Source organism: Nocardioides sp. CPCC 206347, from assembly GCF_048654605.1.
GTDB lineage: Bacteria > Actinomycetota > Actinomycetes > Propionibacteriales > Nocardioidaceae > Nocardioides.
In genome coordinates, this window is sequence record NZ_JBMCYZ010000001.1 from 1055081 (window position 1) to 1070437 (window position 15357).

15 protein-coding genes are annotated in these 15357 nt (G+C 68.9%); 7 read left to right on the top strand and 8 right to left on the bottom strand.

Annotated features, from left to right (window positions below):
- The first annotated feature begins 95 nt into the window (after nt 1-95).
- Both ACOACQ_RS05100 and ACOACQ_RS05105 read left to right on the top strand, forming a co-directional pair.
- A complete protein-coding gene (locus tag ACOACQ_RS05100) occupies nt 96-500 on the top strand; it encodes a hypothetical protein (protein ID WP_378599363.1) in 405 nt (134 codons plus the stop codon).
- A 74-nt stretch (nt 501-574) separates the two neighbouring features.
- Nucleotides 575-1627 carry a glycosyltransferase gene (locus ACOACQ_RS05105; RefSeq protein ID WP_420287748.1) on the top strand — a complete coding sequence of 351 codons (1053 nt, stop codon included), beginning with the start codon at nt 575-577 and terminating at the stop codon, nt 1625-1627.
- A gap of 3 nt (nt 1628-1630) precedes the next feature.
- On the opposite strand, the gene ACOACQ_RS05110 is transcribed toward ACOACQ_RS05105, so the two are convergent.
- A complete protein-coding gene (locus ACOACQ_RS05110; protein ID WP_420287749.1) occupies nt 1631-2284 on the bottom strand; it encodes a DUF1345 domain-containing protein in 654 nt (217 codons plus the stop codon).
- Nucleotides 2285-2323: 39 nt separating this feature from the next.
- Between ACOACQ_RS05110 and ACOACQ_RS05115 the strand changes: the two genes are divergently transcribed.
- Nucleotides 2324-3226 carry a LysR family transcriptional regulator gene (locus tag ACOACQ_RS05115; protein WP_378599352.1) on the top strand — a complete coding sequence of 301 codons (903 nt, stop codon included), beginning with the start codon at nt 2324-2326 and terminating at the stop codon, nt 3224-3226.
- 14 nt (nt 3227-3240) lie between these two features.
- On the opposite strand, the gene fdhD is transcribed toward ACOACQ_RS05115, so the two are convergent.
- Genes fdhD through ACOACQ_RS05130 form a run of 3 tightly spaced genes read right to left on the bottom strand, consistent with a single transcriptional unit; the run spans nt 3241 to nt 7329 of the window.
- On the bottom strand, nt 3241-4077 hold the full coding sequence (gene fdhD, locus ACOACQ_RS05120) for a formate dehydrogenase accessory sulfurtransferase FdhD (protein ID WP_420287750.1): 837 nt from the start codon (nt 4075-4077) through the stop codon (nt 3241-3243).
- Nucleotides 4065-5072 carry an FUSC family protein gene (locus ACOACQ_RS05125; RefSeq protein WP_420287751.1) on the bottom strand — a complete coding sequence of 336 codons (1008 nt, stop codon included), beginning with the start codon at nt 5070-5072 and terminating at the stop codon, nt 4065-4067. Before ACOACQ_RS05125 ends, fdhD begins: the two co-directional genes overlap by 13 nt.
- Nucleotides 5056-7329 (bottom strand): FdhF/YdeP family oxidoreductase, encoded by a 2274-nt coding sequence (locus ACOACQ_RS05130; RefSeq protein ID WP_420287752.1) that lies wholly within the window; start codon nt 7327-7329, stop codon nt 5056-5058. The genes ACOACQ_RS05125 and ACOACQ_RS05130 overlap by 17 nt, the downstream gene beginning before the upstream one ends.
- A 185-nt stretch (nt 7330-7514) precedes the next feature.
- Between ACOACQ_RS05130 and ACOACQ_RS05135 the strand changes: the two genes are divergently transcribed.
- From ACOACQ_RS05135 to ACOACQ_RS05150, 4 genes are all read left to right on the top strand, one after another.
- Nucleotides 7515-8231 (top strand): succinate dehydrogenase cytochrome b subunit, encoded by a 717-nt coding sequence (locus ACOACQ_RS05135; RefSeq protein ID WP_378599340.1) that lies wholly within the window; start codon nt 7515-7517, stop codon nt 8229-8231.
- A gap of 13 nt (nt 8232-8244) precedes the next feature.
- Nucleotides 8245-10266 (top strand): fumarate reductase/succinate dehydrogenase flavoprotein subunit, encoded by a 2022-nt coding sequence (locus ACOACQ_RS05140; protein WP_378599337.1) that lies wholly within the window; start codon nt 8245-8247, stop codon nt 10264-10266.
- Between the two features lie 11 nt (nt 10267-10277).
- Complete coding sequence (locus ACOACQ_RS05145) at nt 10278-11021, top strand: succinate dehydrogenase/fumarate reductase iron-sulfur subunit (protein ID WP_378599369.1); 744 nt, start codon at nt 10278-10280, stop codon at nt 11019-11021.
- Between the two features lie 93 nt (nt 11022-11114).
- Nucleotides 11115-12401 (top strand): adenylate/guanylate cyclase domain-containing protein, encoded by a 1287-nt coding sequence (locus ACOACQ_RS05150; RefSeq protein WP_378599334.1) that lies wholly within the window; start codon nt 11115-11117, stop codon nt 12399-12401.
- Here the strand turns inward: ACOACQ_RS05150 and ACOACQ_RS05155 are convergent.
- The 4 genes from ACOACQ_RS05155 to trpS form a co-directional block, all read right to left on the bottom strand.
- Nucleotides 12381-12623: an SCO4848 family membrane protein gene (locus tag ACOACQ_RS05155; protein ID WP_420287753.1), complete on the bottom strand. Its 243-nt coding sequence runs from the start codon at nt 12621-12623 to the stop codon at nt 12381-12383. The two genes, ACOACQ_RS05150 and ACOACQ_RS05155, sit on opposite strands and share 21 nt — an antisense overlap.
- A gap of 22 nt (nt 12624-12645) precedes the next feature.
- The gene (locus ACOACQ_RS05160) at nt 12646-13614 is read right to left on the bottom strand and encodes a YihY/virulence factor BrkB family protein (RefSeq protein ID WP_420287754.1); all 969 of its coding nucleotides are present in this window, start codon (nt 13612-13614) and stop codon (nt 12646-12648) included.
- A gap of 68 nt (nt 13615-13682) precedes the next feature.
- The gene (locus ACOACQ_RS05165; RefSeq protein ID WP_420287755.1) at nt 13683-14189 is read right to left on the bottom strand and encodes a 2'-5' RNA ligase family protein; all 507 of its coding nucleotides are present in this window, start codon (nt 14187-14189) and stop codon (nt 13683-13685) included.
- Nucleotides 14189-15277 carry a tryptophan--tRNA ligase gene (gene trpS, locus ACOACQ_RS05170; RefSeq protein ID WP_378599323.1) on the bottom strand — a complete coding sequence of 363 codons (1089 nt, stop codon included), beginning with the start codon at nt 15275-15277 and terminating at the stop codon, nt 14189-14191. The genes ACOACQ_RS05165 and trpS overlap by 1 nt, the downstream gene beginning before the upstream one ends.
- Between the last annotated feature and the right edge of the window lie 80 nt (nt 15278-15357).

The following is a 15357-nucleotide window of genomic DNA, read 5'->3' on the forward strand; positions in this document are numbered from 1 at the left end:
CCGTGACAGGACCGCTGTCACGGATGTGTGACCAATCTCCGGGCTACCGGTCAGTAGGAAGCCAGGGAGTTTGCCCCACCCTGAACACTGCACCCGTGAAGGTGATCGACGACCACGGTCAGGTCTGGCGTGTCACTCGCCGCTGGTTGCCGTGGCGCCCTCATCGCCACAAGGTCGACCCCAGCCTCTGGCTCGACGGCGTCGACGACCCCATCGGCTTCCTCATCCTTCTCGTCATCGGCTTCTTCGTGCTGCCGGTCGTCTTGGTCGGCCTCTTCCTCACCCTTGAGGTCCTTCTCATCCTCCTTCTCCTTCCCTTTGCCGTCATCGGCCGGATCGCGCTCGGCAAGCACTGGTGGGTCGAAGCCCGCAAGGGCTTCTCCCCCTACTGGGAGGTCCAGGCCGGCAACTGGCGGCAGAGCCGCGACCAGATCAGGAAGGTCGCAGGCGACATCGAGCGCGGTGACCTGCCCCTGCGGACTCTCGGCCTCGAGGACTGAGATTCACCTGACGTACACCCCGGGCCCTCCCGACGCTCAGACCCGCGCCACGTCCGGACCCGAGGGTGGGAACCATGAAGATCGTTCTTGCGACCGAGACCTTCTACCCCGCGGTCGACAGCACCACCACGACGCTCAAGGCCACGGCCGACCGGCTCATCGACCGGGGCCACACGGTCCGGATCATCGCGCCGGGCCCCGGCCTGGCGAGCTACCGCGGCTGCGACGTCGTGCGGGTCCGCCCACTCGAGCCCACGGGCGCGCAGGTCCGCGACGCCGTCGAGGCGTTCGAGCCCGACCTGGTGCAGGTGCACTCCCCCCGTGCCATCGGCCGCAAGGCGCTCAAGCACGCGGCCCGCGCCGGTGTGCCGACCCTCGCCGTCGAACAGTCCCCCGTGCTCGACCTCGCCGCCGACTACTGGCGTGCCAAGGTCGCCGAGCGTGCGGACCGCGTCCTCGTCACCTCGCCCTGGATGGTGGAGCGCGCCGCCGAGCTCGGCATCGACGCCCAGCTGTGGCTGCCCGGTGTCGACCCCGCCGCCTTCACCCCAGCGCTTCGCGACCAGTGGCTGCACGGCTCCTGGTCGAAGGCGAAGTCGAAGGAGGGCCGCCGCGTCGTCGTCGGCTACGTCGGCGGTCTCCACAAGGCTGCCGGCGTACGACGCCTCGCGGACCTGGCCGCGGTTCCCGGCATCCGACTCGTCGTGATCGGCGGCGGACCCGAGCGCGAGTGGCTGGCCCGGCGCCTGCCGGACGCCCGCTTCACCGGGCCACTCGGTGTCGGCGACCTGACGGTGGCCGTGCCGACGCTGGACCTGCTGGTGCACCCCGGCGAGCACGAGACCGACTGCCACGCGTTGCGTGAAGCGGCCTCGGCGGGCGTGCCCGTCGTTGCTCCGCGTGCCGGCGGTGCCCGCCACGTGGTGTCCCACCTGGAGACGGGTGTCCTGTACGACGCCTCGGACCCGCGCGACCTCGCCCGGGCCGTCACGGCAGTCGCCGCCGACCCGCACCGCGGGTTGCTCGGTACCGCCGGGCGCGAGGCGGCAGGTCGTCGTACCTGGACCGACGCGGTGGACGAGCTGATCGCCGCCCACTACCCCGCGAACGTCGCGGTGACCGCCTGAAGCTCAGCTCGCGACGATCCCGACCACGAGGTTGATCGTCGTGGCGAGGATCGCGGCACCGAAGACGTACGAGAACAGGCAGTGCCGCAGCACCACCGCCCTGATCGGCGAGCTCGAGACGGCGGTGTCGGAGACCTGGTAGGTCATGCCGAGGTTGTAGCTGAAGTAGAAGAACTCCCGGAAGGCCGGCGGATCGTCGGAGTTGAAGTCGATGCCGCCCGGCGTCCCGCCGTAGTAGAGGTGCGCATAGCGGGTCGCGTACATCAGGTGCAGCGACGCCCAGGCCATGAAGACCCCGGCCAGCGCCAGCGCGGCCGGTCCGCGACCCGCGTGGTCCCCGCCCGCCAGCATCAGCATCACGATGCCTCCCAGCCCGGACAGCGCAGCGCCTCCGACGACGAGCTCGGTGGCGACGGGGCGCAGGTCCTCATGGGTGGCATTGACCCGGGTGGCGTCGGCGTCCATCGGCCACAGGACGAGCCATCCGACGGCGACATAGGCCGTGCAGGTGACGACGATGCCGGTCAGCACGCCGACCTCGGGATCGCTGACCGCAACGGCGGCGCCGGCTGCGGACCCGGCCGTGAGGGCACCCAGCAGACGAGGTACGGCGGTGGCCACCAGCGGCGGGCGCTTCGTGCTGGAGGTTGCCGTCATGTCGGCCAGCCTAGTGACGCGGTCTGGTATTGATGCCCCATGCTGCTGCGCCGCCTGGAGTACCTCGCCGCCTTGTCGCGCGAGAGCCACTTCGGACGCGCCGCAGCGGAGTGCCACGTCACGCAACCCGCACTGTCAGCCGGTATCCGGAAGCTGGAGTCCGAGCTCGGCGTGCAGATCGTGCAGCGTGGCCAGCGGTTCGAGGGCTTCACCCCCGAGGGCGAGGAGGTGCTGCGCTGGGCGAAGCGGATCCTTGCCGAACGCGCGTCGCTCGACCAGACACTCACCACCATGCGCGGCGGCCTCAGCGGCACCCTGCGGATCGGTGCGATCCCGACCGCGCTCACGGTGTCGTCGTTGCTGACCACTCCCCTGCACGAGAAGCATCCGCTGGTCCGCTTCCACCTCGAGTCGATGTCGTCACGCGAGATCGTCACCCGCCTCAACGACTTCGACATCGACGTCGGCATGACGTACGTCGACGGCGAGCCCCTCGGCCGCGTGAAGGTCGTGCCGCTCTACCAGGAGCGCTACCTCTTCCTCACCCCCATCGACGGCGAGTACGGCGACCGCTCCAGCATCACGTGGGCCGAAGCGGCGACCGCGCAGCTGTGCCAGCTGACCGGTGAAATGCAGAACCGCCGGATCATCGACGGCTACCTGGCCGACACCGGCCGCGACGCACGCATCACCGTCGAGACCGACACGGTGTCGGCGCTCTACGCCCACGTCACGTCGATGGGGCTCTCGAGCGTCGTACCCCACACGTGGGTGCCGAACTTCGGCGTGCCGGAGCGCACCCGGCTGATCCCGCTGCCGCCGCCGAAGCGCTCGTTCCACGTCGGCCTCGTGCTCGCCGGCCACGGTCCCGAGTCGATGCTGGCGCAGGCACTGGTCGACGTCGCGAGGACGCGGGCGGTCCAGCGCGCCCTGCGGGCCTGACCAGACCCGTCCGGTCACACCGTTTCGGCGACCAGCAACCGCTCCGTACCGGAGTAGACGTTCATCGACGCACCCCTCAGGAAGCCGACCAGCGTGAGGCCGTTCTCCTCGGCGAGGTCGACCGCGAGGGAGGAGGGCGCCGAGACCGCGGCCATCATCGGGATGCCGGCCATCACGGCCTTCTGCACCAGCTCGAACGACGCCCGGCCGCTCACCATCAGGATCGTCTCGCGCAGCGGCAGCATCCCGTTGCGCACCGCGTGCCCGATGACCTTGTCGACGGCGTTGTGCCGGCCGACGTCCTCGCGCAGGCAGAGCAGCTCGCCGTCGGCGCTGAAGAGGGCCGCCGCATGGAGGCCGCCCGTGCGGTCGAAGACCCGTTGCTCCTCACGGAGGCGTTCGGGCAGCTGCGCCAGTGCCTCCGGCGTGATCCGCAGCGGGTCGTCCGCGACGGACCACGTCGACGCCGTGCGTACGGCGTCGAGGCTGGCCTTGCCGCACAGCCCGCAGGACGAGGTCGTGTAGAAGTTGCGCTCCAGCGAGGCGTCCAGGGGCGGCAGGGACGGGTCGAGGCCGACGTCGACCACGTTGTAGGTGTGCGTGCCGTCCTCGGTGGCGCCGGCGCAGTAGCGGGCCGAGAGCACGTCGGACGTCGAACGCACGACGCCTTCGCTGACCAGGAAGCCGACGGCGAGGTCGAAGTCGTCGCCCGGCGTGCGCATCGTGATCGTGAGCGCCCGGCCACCGACCCGGATCTCCATCGGCTCCTCGGTAGCGAGGGTGTCGGGGCGCTGGTCCACGACGCCGTCGCGGATCCGCAGCACCTTCCGTCGTGCAGTCACACGGCCCATTGCCTGCTCCTGTCCTCCTGGGTGATGCCCCGGGTGCCGCGGACCAACGCCGCAGCGGCGACACCGGCTGCCACTCCGATCACGGTATCCACGCCCCGGGCAACCAGCATGGTGACGGGCTCGGAGGGAGCCGCCAGTTCGGTCATCAACATGATCAGCGGCGTGAAGAAGCCGAGCGCGACGCCGTAGTGCCGGCTCATGAAGAGCTCGGTGGGGAACAACAGCACCATCACGGCCGCCGCGAGCAGCGTCGGGCTCGGCTCCAGCAGCAGGATCAGCGCCGTGGCCATGAGCCCGACGAGCGTGCCGCCCACGCGGTGGACGGCACGATGGACCACCGCGGCCAGCTCCACGGGCTCGCCCGCGCTGACGACCGCCAGCGGCACGGCGGCCGCAGCCATCGCCCAGTTGGCGTGGTCGAGGCCCAGGGCCGTCCCGGCCAGTCCGGCTGCAGCCGTCGCCAGCGCGTAGCGCAGGGCGTGCACGACAGCGCCGGGAGGCAGCGTGCCAAGGCCCTCGTCGTGTGCGTCCTCAGTGGTCCCCACGCTCATCCCGAGCGCCATGCACCACACAGCCGTCCCCGCGCAGATGGCGAGCGCACCCCACAGGCTCACCAGCCCGGGAGCCACGGTGGCGGTGGCACCGAGGGCGAAGATCCCGAAGAACGGCCCACCCGGACGCAGTCTCAACCGGTCGGTCACCAGCGACCCGATCGTCGCGAAGGCGGTGATCGCGAGCACCAGCCCGGCTGCAGGGACGTGCCCGTGCGACAGCGCCGTTCCCAGACCGACGCCGGTCACCAGCATTCCCGCGCCGTGGAACTGGTGGCGCAGCCGCTCCCGAGGAGCCTCGAGTCGCCCGTACATCCCGGCGAAGGAGCCGAAGACGGCGTACAGGATCAGCTCGGGACGGCCGGCGACCAGGAGCAGCAGCCCCGGAACCAGGAGCCCGAGGACCACCCGGAAGGCGTGGCGGCGGTCAGTCAGCGGTGGCAACGGGCTCCAGTCGCACCAGGACTCCCTTGGAGGTCGGCGTGTTGCTGCCCGTCGCAACGCTGTCGAGCGGCACGAGCACGTTCGTCTCGGGGTAGTACGACGCCGCGGACCCACGGCTCGCGGGATAGCCCACCAGGGTGAAGTTGCGGGCCCGACGCTCGCTGCCGTCCTCCCAGACACTGACGATGTCGACCTGGTCGCCGTCCTGGAAGCCCAGCTCGGCGATGTCGTCCGGATTGACCATCAGCACGTGCCGCGCGTTGTGGATGCCGCGGTAACGGTCGTTCAGGGCGTACGGGACGGTGTTCCACTGGTCGTGCGAGCGCAGCGACTGCAGGATCAGGTGCCCCGGCGGCGTCTCGAGCCACGCGAGCACGTTGATCGAGAAGACCGCCTTGCCGCTCGGGGTCGGGTACACGCCCCGGTTGACCGGGTTGGGCAGCGTGAAGCCGCCGGGCTTCTGGATCCGCTCGTTGAAGTCCTCGAAGCCGGGTACGACGCGCGCGATCCGGTCACGGATCGCGTCGTTGTCCACCTCGAACTCCGCCCACGGGATCGCCGGGCTCTCGCCGAGCGTGCGCCGGGCCAGCCGGGTGATGATCGAGACCTCGCTCAGCAGGTGCTTCGAGGCGGGGGCCAGCTTGCCGTGGGTGCGGTGCACCGAGCTCATCGAGTCCTCGACGGTGACGTACTGCTCGCGTCCGGCCTGGACGTCCTTGTCGCTGCGTCCCAGGGTCGGCAGGATCAGCGCCGTCTCCCCGGTGACGGTGTGCGAGCGGTTGAGCTTGGTGGAGATCTGCACCGTCAGGGTGCAGTTGCGCAGGGCGGCCTCGGTGACGTCGCTGTCGGACATCGCGCGGACGAAGTTGCCCGCGACCCCGACGAACACCCGGGCCTTCCCGTCGCGCATCGCCCGGACGCCCGCGACCGAGTCGACGCCGTGCTTGCGGGGCGGCTCGAAGTCGAACTCGGCACCCAACGCGTCGAGGAAGCGGTCGGGCATCTGCTCCCAGATGCCCATCGTCCGGTCGCCCTGGACGTTGGAGTGGCCGCGCACCGGGCAGACGCCCGCGCCGGGCTTGCCGATGTTGCCGCGCAGCATCAGGAAGTTCACGATCTCGCGGATCGTCGGCACGCCGTGCTTCTGCTGGGTCAGGCCCATCGCCCAGCAGACGATGACCGACCTGCTGGCGAGCACCTTCTCGTGGACGGCCTCGATCTCCTCGCGGGCCAGGCCCGTGGCCTCGAGCGTCTGTTCCCAGGTGATGTCGGCGCCCTGCGCCGCGAACTCCTCGAAGCCGGTGGTGTGCTTGTCGATGTAGTCGCGGTCGAGGTCTCCCGACTCGAGGACCAGCTTGTTGAGCATCTTGAAGAGGGCCAGGTCGCCACCGGGGCGGATCTTGAGGAACAGGTCGGCGATCTGGATGCCGTTGCCGATCACGCCGCTGGGCTGCTGGGGGTTCTTGAACCGCATCAGTCCGGCCTCGGGCAGCGTGTTGACGGCGATCACCTGGCCGCCGTTCTTCTTCGTGTGCTCCAGTGCGGAGAGCATCCGCGGGTGGTTAGTGCCGGGGTTCTGGCCGACGACGAAGACCAGGTCGCTGTTGTAGATGTCCTCGAGCTGGACGCTGCCCTTGCCGATGCCGAGCGTCTCGCCGAGGCCGAAGCCGCTCGATTCGTGGCACATGTTCGAGCAGTCCGGCAGGTTGTTGGTGCCGAACGCCCGGCTGAACAGCTGGAGCAGGAAGGCGGCTTCGTTGTTGAGCCGGCCCGAGACGTAGAACATCGCCTCGTCGGGCGAGGCCAGCCCGTTGAGCTCGTCGGCGATGATCCCGAACGCGTCGTCCCACGCGATCGGCTCGTAGTGGGTGGCGCCGGGGCGCCTCACCATCGGCTCGGTGAGCCGGCCCTGCTGGTTGAGCCAGTAGTCCGACTTGCCGTCGAGCTCGTCGACGGAATGCTTCGCGAAGAAGTCACGCGTGACGCGGCGGCTGGTCGCCTCGTCGTTGATGTGCTTCGCGCCGTTCTCGCAGTACTCGTTCCTGTGGCGGTGGTCCGGCTCCGGCCAGGCGCAGCCGGGGCAGTCGAAGCCCTTGACCTGGTTGAGGTTCAGCAGGGTGAGCAGGCTGCGCTTCACCGTGGTCTGCTCGAAGGAGTACTCCATCGCGTGGCGCACCGCAGGGACGCCGGCGGCGTAGTGCTTCGGCGGGGTGACCTCGAGGTCGTCCGCGGGGTCCTCGATCGGGGCCTTCTTCATCTTTCCAGCGTGTCCGGTCGCCCACCGCTGGTCAACAATGAAGTTTTGATTCTTTGACAACCAATGCTTATCGGTTCGTCGAGGCCGCTGCGGCGCCGGCGACGGCGGGTAAGGCTCCCCTTACGTGCATATCTCACATGATCCGTGTCACCTACCGGTCAGTAGCGGGAGTAGCGTGACCCCTCGTGGCAACGACGACGCGACCTGAATTGGTGAAGGGCTCCCGTGCAGCCCGGTCAACCATCGCCCTGAAACTCCTGATGGCCCTGAGCGGCCTGCTGTTCATCGGCTTCGTAGTGGGGCACATGTACGGCAACCTCAAGGCCTTCGCCGGCGAGGAGGCCTTCAACGAGTACGCGCACCACCTGCGCGAGCTCGGGGAGCCGATGCTCCCGTACGAGGGCTTCCTGTGGATCATGCGCGTGGGCCTGCTGGCCGCGATCATCGTCCACATCGCCTGCGCCATCGCGCTGTGGCACCGCGCCGCCAAGGCCCGCCCGGTGAAGTACGTCGCGAAGAAGAACCGCGGCTCGTCGCTCTCCTCGCGCACCATGCGCTGGGGCGGGCTGACGCTGCTCCTCTTCATCGTGTGGCACCTGCTCAACTTCACCATCGTCAAGATCAACCCGAGCAACGGCTCGACCGGCGACGACAACCCCTACCAGCTCCTCGTCGACACCTTCGACACCCCGTGGATGACGGTCATCTACCTGATCGCGATGGTCGCGCTCGGCCTGCACCTGCACCACGGAACGTTCAGCTCGCTGCAGACCCTCGGCTTCACCAACACCGCCAGCTCCCGGAACCGGGCGCGGGCGGCCGGCTGGATCGTCGCGATCGTGATCGCTGGCGGCTTCTCGCTGGTCCCCCTGTCCGTCCTCTTCGGCCTCATCGAGAAGTAAGGAGCTCCCCACCATGGCTGGAAGCACCCTCCACGACGGCCTGACGCCGCTCAACGACCCCTCCGAGCAGAAGTCCGACGACGCGCGCGGCTACTACACGCTCGGCGACAAGCTCGTCGACCCGAACGCTCCCACCGGTCCGATCAAGGACCGCTGGACCACCCGCAAGTTCGAGAACCGCCTGGTCAACCCGGCCAACCGCCGCAAGCTCAACGTGATCATCGTCGGCACCGGCCTGGCCGGCGGCGCTGCTGCCGCCACGCTCGGCGAGGCCGGCTACAACGTGAAGTCCTTCTGTTACCAGGACTCCCCGCGCCGGGCCCACTCGATCGCTGCCCAGGGCGGCATCAACGCGGCCAAGAACTACAAGGAGGACGGCGACTCGACGTTCCGCCTCTTCTACGACACGGTCAAGGGCGGCGACTACCGCTCGCGCGAGTCGAACGTCTACCGCCTCGCCGAGGTCTCGGCGAACATCATCGACCAGTGCGTCGCGCAGGGTGTCCCCTTCGCCCGTGACTACGGCGGCCTGCTCGACAACCGTTCCTTCGGTGGCGTCCAGGTCTCGCGCACGTTCTACGCCCGCGGCCAGACCGGACAGCAGCTGCTGATCGGCGCCTACCAGGCCATGGAGCGCCAGGTCGCCGCCGGCACGGTGGAGTCCTTCACCCGCCACGAGATGCTCGAGCTGATCGTCGTGGACGGCAAGGCGCGCGGCATCATCGCCCGCGACATGGTCTCCGGCGAGATCGAGACCCACCTCGCCGACGTCGTCGTCCTCGCCACCGGTGGCTACGGCAACGTCTTCTTCCTCTCCACCAACGCGATGGGGTCCAACGTCACCGCCGCCTGGCGTGCACACCGCAAGGGCGCCTACATGGCCAACCCCTGCTACACGCAGATCCACCCGACCTGCATCCCGGTCTCCGGTGAGCACCAGTCGAAGCTGACTCTGATGTCCGAGTCGCTCCGCAACGACGGCCGGATCTGGGTTCCCAAGAAGGCCGAGGACTGCGAGAAGGACCCGCGGGACATCCCCGAGGAGGACCGCGACTACTACCTCGAGCGGATCTACCCGTCCTTCGGCAACCTTGTCCCCCGCGACATCGCCTCCCGCCAGGCCAAGAACATGTGCGACGAGGGTCGCGGCGTCGGCCCGAAGGTCGGCGACTTCCGTCGGGGTGTCTACCTCGACCTCGGCGACGCGATCAAGCGCCTCGGCAAGGACGCCATCGAGGAGAAGTACGACAACCTCCTCGACATGTACGAGCGGATCACCGGCGAGAACCCGTACGAGATGCCGATGCGGATCTACCCCGCCGTGCACTACGTCATGGGCGGCCTGTGGGTCGACTACCACCTGCAGTCCAACATCGAGGGACTGTTCGTCTCGGGCGAGGCGAACTTCTCCGACCACGGCGCCAACCGCCTGGGCGCCTCGGCGCTGATGCAGGGCCTGGCCGACGGCTACTTCGTCCTCCCGAACACCATCCGCGAGTACCTCGCCGACGGCCCGTTCGACAAGATCGACGAGTCCCACGAGGCGGTCGTCGAGGCGAAGAAGCAGGTCGAGGAACGGATCTCGAAGTTCCTCTCCATCAACGGGACCCGCAGTGCCGACAGCTACCACAAGGAGCTCGGCAACATCATGTGGGAGTACTGCGGCATGGAGCGGACCGAGGACGGCCTGCGCAAGGCGATCGACCTGATCCGTGAGCTCAAGGCCGACTTCTGGACCAACCTGAAGGTGCTCGGTTCCGCCGACACCCTCAACCAGAGCCTCGAGCGCGCCGGCCGCGTCATCGACTTCATCGAGCTCGGTGAGCTGATGTGCATCGACGCCCTCAACCGGCGTGAGTCCTGCGGCGGCCACTTCCGTGGCGAGTCGCAGACCGAGGACGGCGAGGCGCTGCGTCACGACGACGAGTTCGCCTACGTCGCCGCGTGGGAGTGGGGTGCCGAGAACGGCCCCGTCCTGCACAAGGAAGACCTGATCTACACCGCCATCGAGATGAAGCAGAGGTCCTACAAGTGAGCGCGGGCGACATGAACCTCACCCTCAAGATCTGGCGCCAGAGCGGTCCGGACGACAAGGGCGGCATCCACACCTACCAGGTCTCCGGCATCTCGGCGGACATGAGCTTCCTCGAGATGCTCGACGTCCTCAACGAGCAGCTGAACGAGAAGGGCGAGGAGCCCATCGCGTTCGACTCCGACTGTCGCGAGGGCATCTGCGGCATGTGTTCGCTGATGATCAACGGCGAGGCGCACGGCCCGGAGGTCACCACGACCTGCCAGCTGCACATGCGTTCCTTCTCCGACGGCGACACGATCACCATCGAGCCGTGGCGTGCCGAGCCGTTCCCGGTCATCAAGGACCTCGTCGTCGACCGCGGCGCGTTCGACCGGATCATCCAGGCGGGTGGCTTCATCTCCGCCAACACCGGTTCGGCCCCCGAGGCCAACTCGGTGCCGGCTCCGCGGGACAAGGCCATGCGTGCCTTCAACGTGGCCACCTGCATCGGTTGCGGCGGTTGTGTCGCAGCGTGCCCTAACGGTTCGGCCTCGCTGTTCCTCGGCGCGAAGATCACCCACCTGGGCGAGCTCCCGCAGGGCCAGCCCGAGCGCTACACGCGCGTGGTGGACATGGTCGGCCAGCACGACCACGAGGGCTTCGGCGGTTGCACCAACATCGGTGAGTGTGCCGCTGCCTGCCCGAAGGAGATCCCGCTCGACGTGATCTCGCAGCTCAACAAGGACCTGCGCACCGCGCTCAAGATGGGTCTCTGACCCCTCGCAGCAGCACAGCACGTCCCTGACGACGCCGCATCAGCCTTGGCTGATGCGGCGTCGTTGCGTTCCGGCTTCTGGCACCATCAGCCTGTGGGGGTCAAGCCGATCAGGGCGTGGATGCACGAGCGCCACGCGCAGATGCCGATGGCGCGCTGGATGCTCGAGTTCGACGAGCGTGAGGTCGAGCGGGACTTCGTCGCGTACGACGACGGCGCCGGCGCCGACCAGGCGGTCTTCGCGCTGTGGATCGGCGTCTTCTTCACCGCCTTCTACAGCCTGATCGACGTCCTCGTCATCCCCGATGACGTCGGCCCCGCCTTCGCGTTGAGATACGGCGTCGTGATCCCCGTCTTCGTCGTCGCAGCAGCCCTGCGCCGGGCCTCGTTCGTCGAGCGCCACTTCCAGCTGTTCAGCGTGCTGCTGCTGTCGGTCACGCTGATCAGCCTGGGCACGGCGTTCGCCGCCATGACCGATGCCACGAGCGAGTACATCCGTGCGTCCTGCACCGTCACCCTGCTCGGCGGAATCGGGCTGTTGCGCCTGCGGATGCACGCGGCCGTCGCAGCGTCGGCGCTGTACGCCGCCATCTGTCTCGGGCTCCCCGGTTTCAGCGGTGGCACCGAAGGGGTCGCCAACCACGTGGCTCCGGCGATCGGACTGACCTCGATCGCGCTCCTCATCGCCTACGCGCTGGAGAAGCTGCGCCGCACGGACTACCTGCGCCAGCGCGACGTCGAGATGGAGCAGGCTCGTTCCGACGAGCTGCTGCACAACGTCCTGCCCGCCGCGATCGCCACCCGGCTGCGCACCGAGCGCGGCGCCATCGCCGAGTCGGCCGCGAACGTCAGTGTGCTGTTCTCCGACATCGTCGGCTTCACGACGGTCTCCGAGAGCCTGACCGCCGAGGAGCTCGTGTCCCTGCTGGACACGATGTTCAGCGAGTTCGACCGGCTCTGCGACCAGCGCGGCATCGAGAAGATCAAGACCGTCGGCGACGCCTACATGGCCGTGGCCGGGCTGCCGACGCCGGACAGGGACCACGCAGCGTCCCTCGCCGAGCTCGCGATGGACATGCAACGGGCATCGACCCGGCTCGCCGCGGGCTGGCCGAGCCCGATCGCCATGCGGATCGGCATCTCCTCGGGCCCGGTGGTCGCCGGCGTCATCGGCCAGCGCAAGTTCACCTACGACCTGTGGGGCGACACCGTGAACACGGCCAGCCGGATGGAGTCACACGGTCGACCGCACCGGATCCAGGTGTCGGCGACCACCCACGCCCTGCTGGAGAGCCGCTACACCTTCAGCGCCCCGCAGGTGGTCGACATCAAGGGCAAGGGCCCGATGACGACGTACTTCCTACTCGGCGCCCTGGGCTGAGGACCTCGACGCCCTGAGGGCCTTCCAGCCCAGCGAGCCGAGCAGGCCGGCGATCACGAAGTTCACGACGATGAGCACCGAGTGGGCGACCCAGTACCCGGTGGCACGGTCCTCGCCGGCGTCGTACGCGGAGTAGAGGTTCTTCGCGAAGTTGCCGAAGGAGAAGACGTTCCAGGCCGCGACGGTCAGGAGCAGGATGGCGTGCTTGCGTTCGAACTTCACCCGCTCATCCTCCCAGAGCGGCTCAGTCGCGCCGGCGCCGGCCGAGCCGGGCACCCAGGAGGAGGCCCAGCACGCCACCGACCGCCAGGGGAGGTGCCCAGGCACGTCCTGGCGCGGCGTCCGGCTCGGGCCGCGTCACGGTCGCCACCGCCATCGGCAGGACCGCAGCGTTGCGCGCATCGCGCTCGGCCCGTGCTGCGGGACTGGTGTGCGCCCACGCAGCGGCGTAGAGGGTCACCCGCGAGAAGTAGTTGATCCACACCAGGAGGATCAGCGCGATCCCGAACGCCTGGAAGGCCGGCTGGCCGCGGGTCCCGGTGAGCAGCAGGCTGGAGAGCTGCTTGAGCACCTCGAAGCCGATCGCCCCGAGCCAGGCGCCCGACCAGAGGGAACGCGACGGCACCGGCGGGCGGGCGAGCAGGCGGAACATGAGGAAGAACAGCAGCGCGGACGCCGCGAGGCCGAAGGCGAGCGCGACCAGGGCCACCAGCCAGCCGAGGCCGCTGCCGAGCCCGACCAGGTCCAGGACCTGCTCCGACAGACGGGTCAGCACGCCCGACACGGCCACGCTGAGCATGAGCACCGCACCCAGCACGACGAGCGTGAGCAGGTCACGCAGCTTGCCGATGACGAAGTTGGGCTGGAGCCGCTCGGGCATCTCGAAGAGCACGATCAGTGCCGTCTGGAGCGACGAGAGCCAGCCCAGGCCGGCGTAGAGGACACCCGCCAGTCCGATCAGCCCGACCGCGCCGGCGGCGTCCTGGATGTCCTCCAGCGGCACCTCGTTCGGCTGGTCGCCCACGAGGTGGGGCAGCACCTCGTCGATCGCGTCGAGTAGCGCGTCCTGCGCGTCGGGGAAGACGTTGGCGACGTACCCGACGGCGAAGAAGGCGAGCGCCAGGACGGGGAAGACCGAGAGGAAGCCGAAGTAGGTGACGCCCCCGGCCTGCTGGCTGCCCTTGACCTCGGAGAAGTGCTCCTGGGTGCGCACCGCATGATCGACCACCGCCGAACGAGCGCGGAGTCTGGAGATCTGCTGCTTCAGGCGTTCGGCAGGGCTCATCTCAGGGGGAAGGTGCGGGTGGCCTTCCAGCCCTCCTCCTCGTGGTGGACGTACAGGTGGAACTCCTGTACCCCGAACCGGCAATCGAATCCGGCCAGGTCCTCGAACGCCCGGTCCAGGGCGACGTCGTCCAGGTGATGGGCGACGGTCACGTGGGGGTGGTAGGGGAAGCCGAGGTCGACCGCGAGCGGCCCCCGTCGTACAGCGTCCGCGAGCAGCTCGCACTGGGAGATGCCCTCGACGAGCCCGACGAACACGACCGGCGAGACCGGGCGGAAGGTGCCGGTGCCGCGCAGGTGCACGGTGAACGCGTCGATGCTGGCGCCGGCGGTCGCGAGGTGCTCCTCGATCTCGCCGAGGTCACCGTCGACCTCGATCGGCGGGATCAGCGTGATGTGGCTCGGCACGCCCTCGGCGGTGGGATCGCCGATCTCGAGGCGGTAGTCGTAGAGCTCGGACGCCCAGGGCTCCGGCACCGCGACGGCCACACCGATGACAGGCATCAGAAGCCCGCCGCGGGGGTCGGGGCGGACGGGGCGACGAAGCCGACCCGCTGGTAGACATCCTTGAGCGTGGCCTCGGCGACCGCACCGGCCGTCGCGGCACCGTCGGCCAGCACCTTCATCAGGTACGTCTGGTCGTCCAGCAGCTCCAGGGTGCGCTCCCGGAACGGGGTCACGAAGCCGACCACCACCTCGGCGAGGTCCTTCTTCAGGTCGCCGTACATCTTGCCGGCGTACTGCTCCTCGAGGGCGGTGACGGCCTCGCCGGTGAGGGCGGAGTAGATGGTCAGCAGGTTGCTGACGCCCGGCTTCGCCTCGGGGTCGAACCGGATGCTCGTGTCGGAGTCCGTCACGGCGGAGCGGATCTTCTTGGCCGTGGCCTTCGGGTCGTCGAGCAGGAACACGCACCCGGCGCCACCCACGCTCTTGGACATCCGCTTCTCGGGGTGCTGCAGGTCGTAGATCTTGGCGGTGGTCTTGAGGATGTACGGCTCGGGCAGCCGGAAGGTCTTCTTGAACCGGCCGTTGAAACGCTGCGCGAGGTCGCGGGTCAGCTCGAGGTGCTGGCGCTGGTCCTCGCCGACCGGCACGTAGTGCGGGCGGTAGAGCAGGATGTCGGCGGCCTGCAGGATCGGGTACGTGAACAGGCCGACACTGGCCGCACCCTCGCCACCCTTGGCCGACTTGTCCTTGAACTGGGTCATCCGGCGGGCCTCGCCGAAGCCGGTCAGGCCGTTGAGGACCCAGGCCAGCTGCGGGTGGGCCGGCACGTGGCTCTGCACGAAGATCGACGACTTCGCGGGGTCGACGCCCGCGGCGATCAGCTGGGCTGCGCTGCGCAGGGTCCGCTCGCGCAGGACCTTGGGGTCCCACTCCACGGTGATCGCGTGCAGGTCGGCGATGAAGAAGAACGGCTGGTGGTCACGCTGCAGGTCCACCCACTGGCGGATCGCCCCGACGTAGTTGCCGAGCTGGAAGGAGTCCGAGGTCGGCTGGATCCCGGAGAGGACCCGCGGACGTGCCGCACCCTCGGGCGCCGCCGGCTGAGCGGTTTCCGGTACAGGCGTGTGCTCAGTCGTGGCAGACATGAGGGCGATTGTCGCAGGGATGCAGATGGGCGTGAAACGCGGATCCCCTGCGGTGGTCCCTCAGCGGACCTACACTCGCG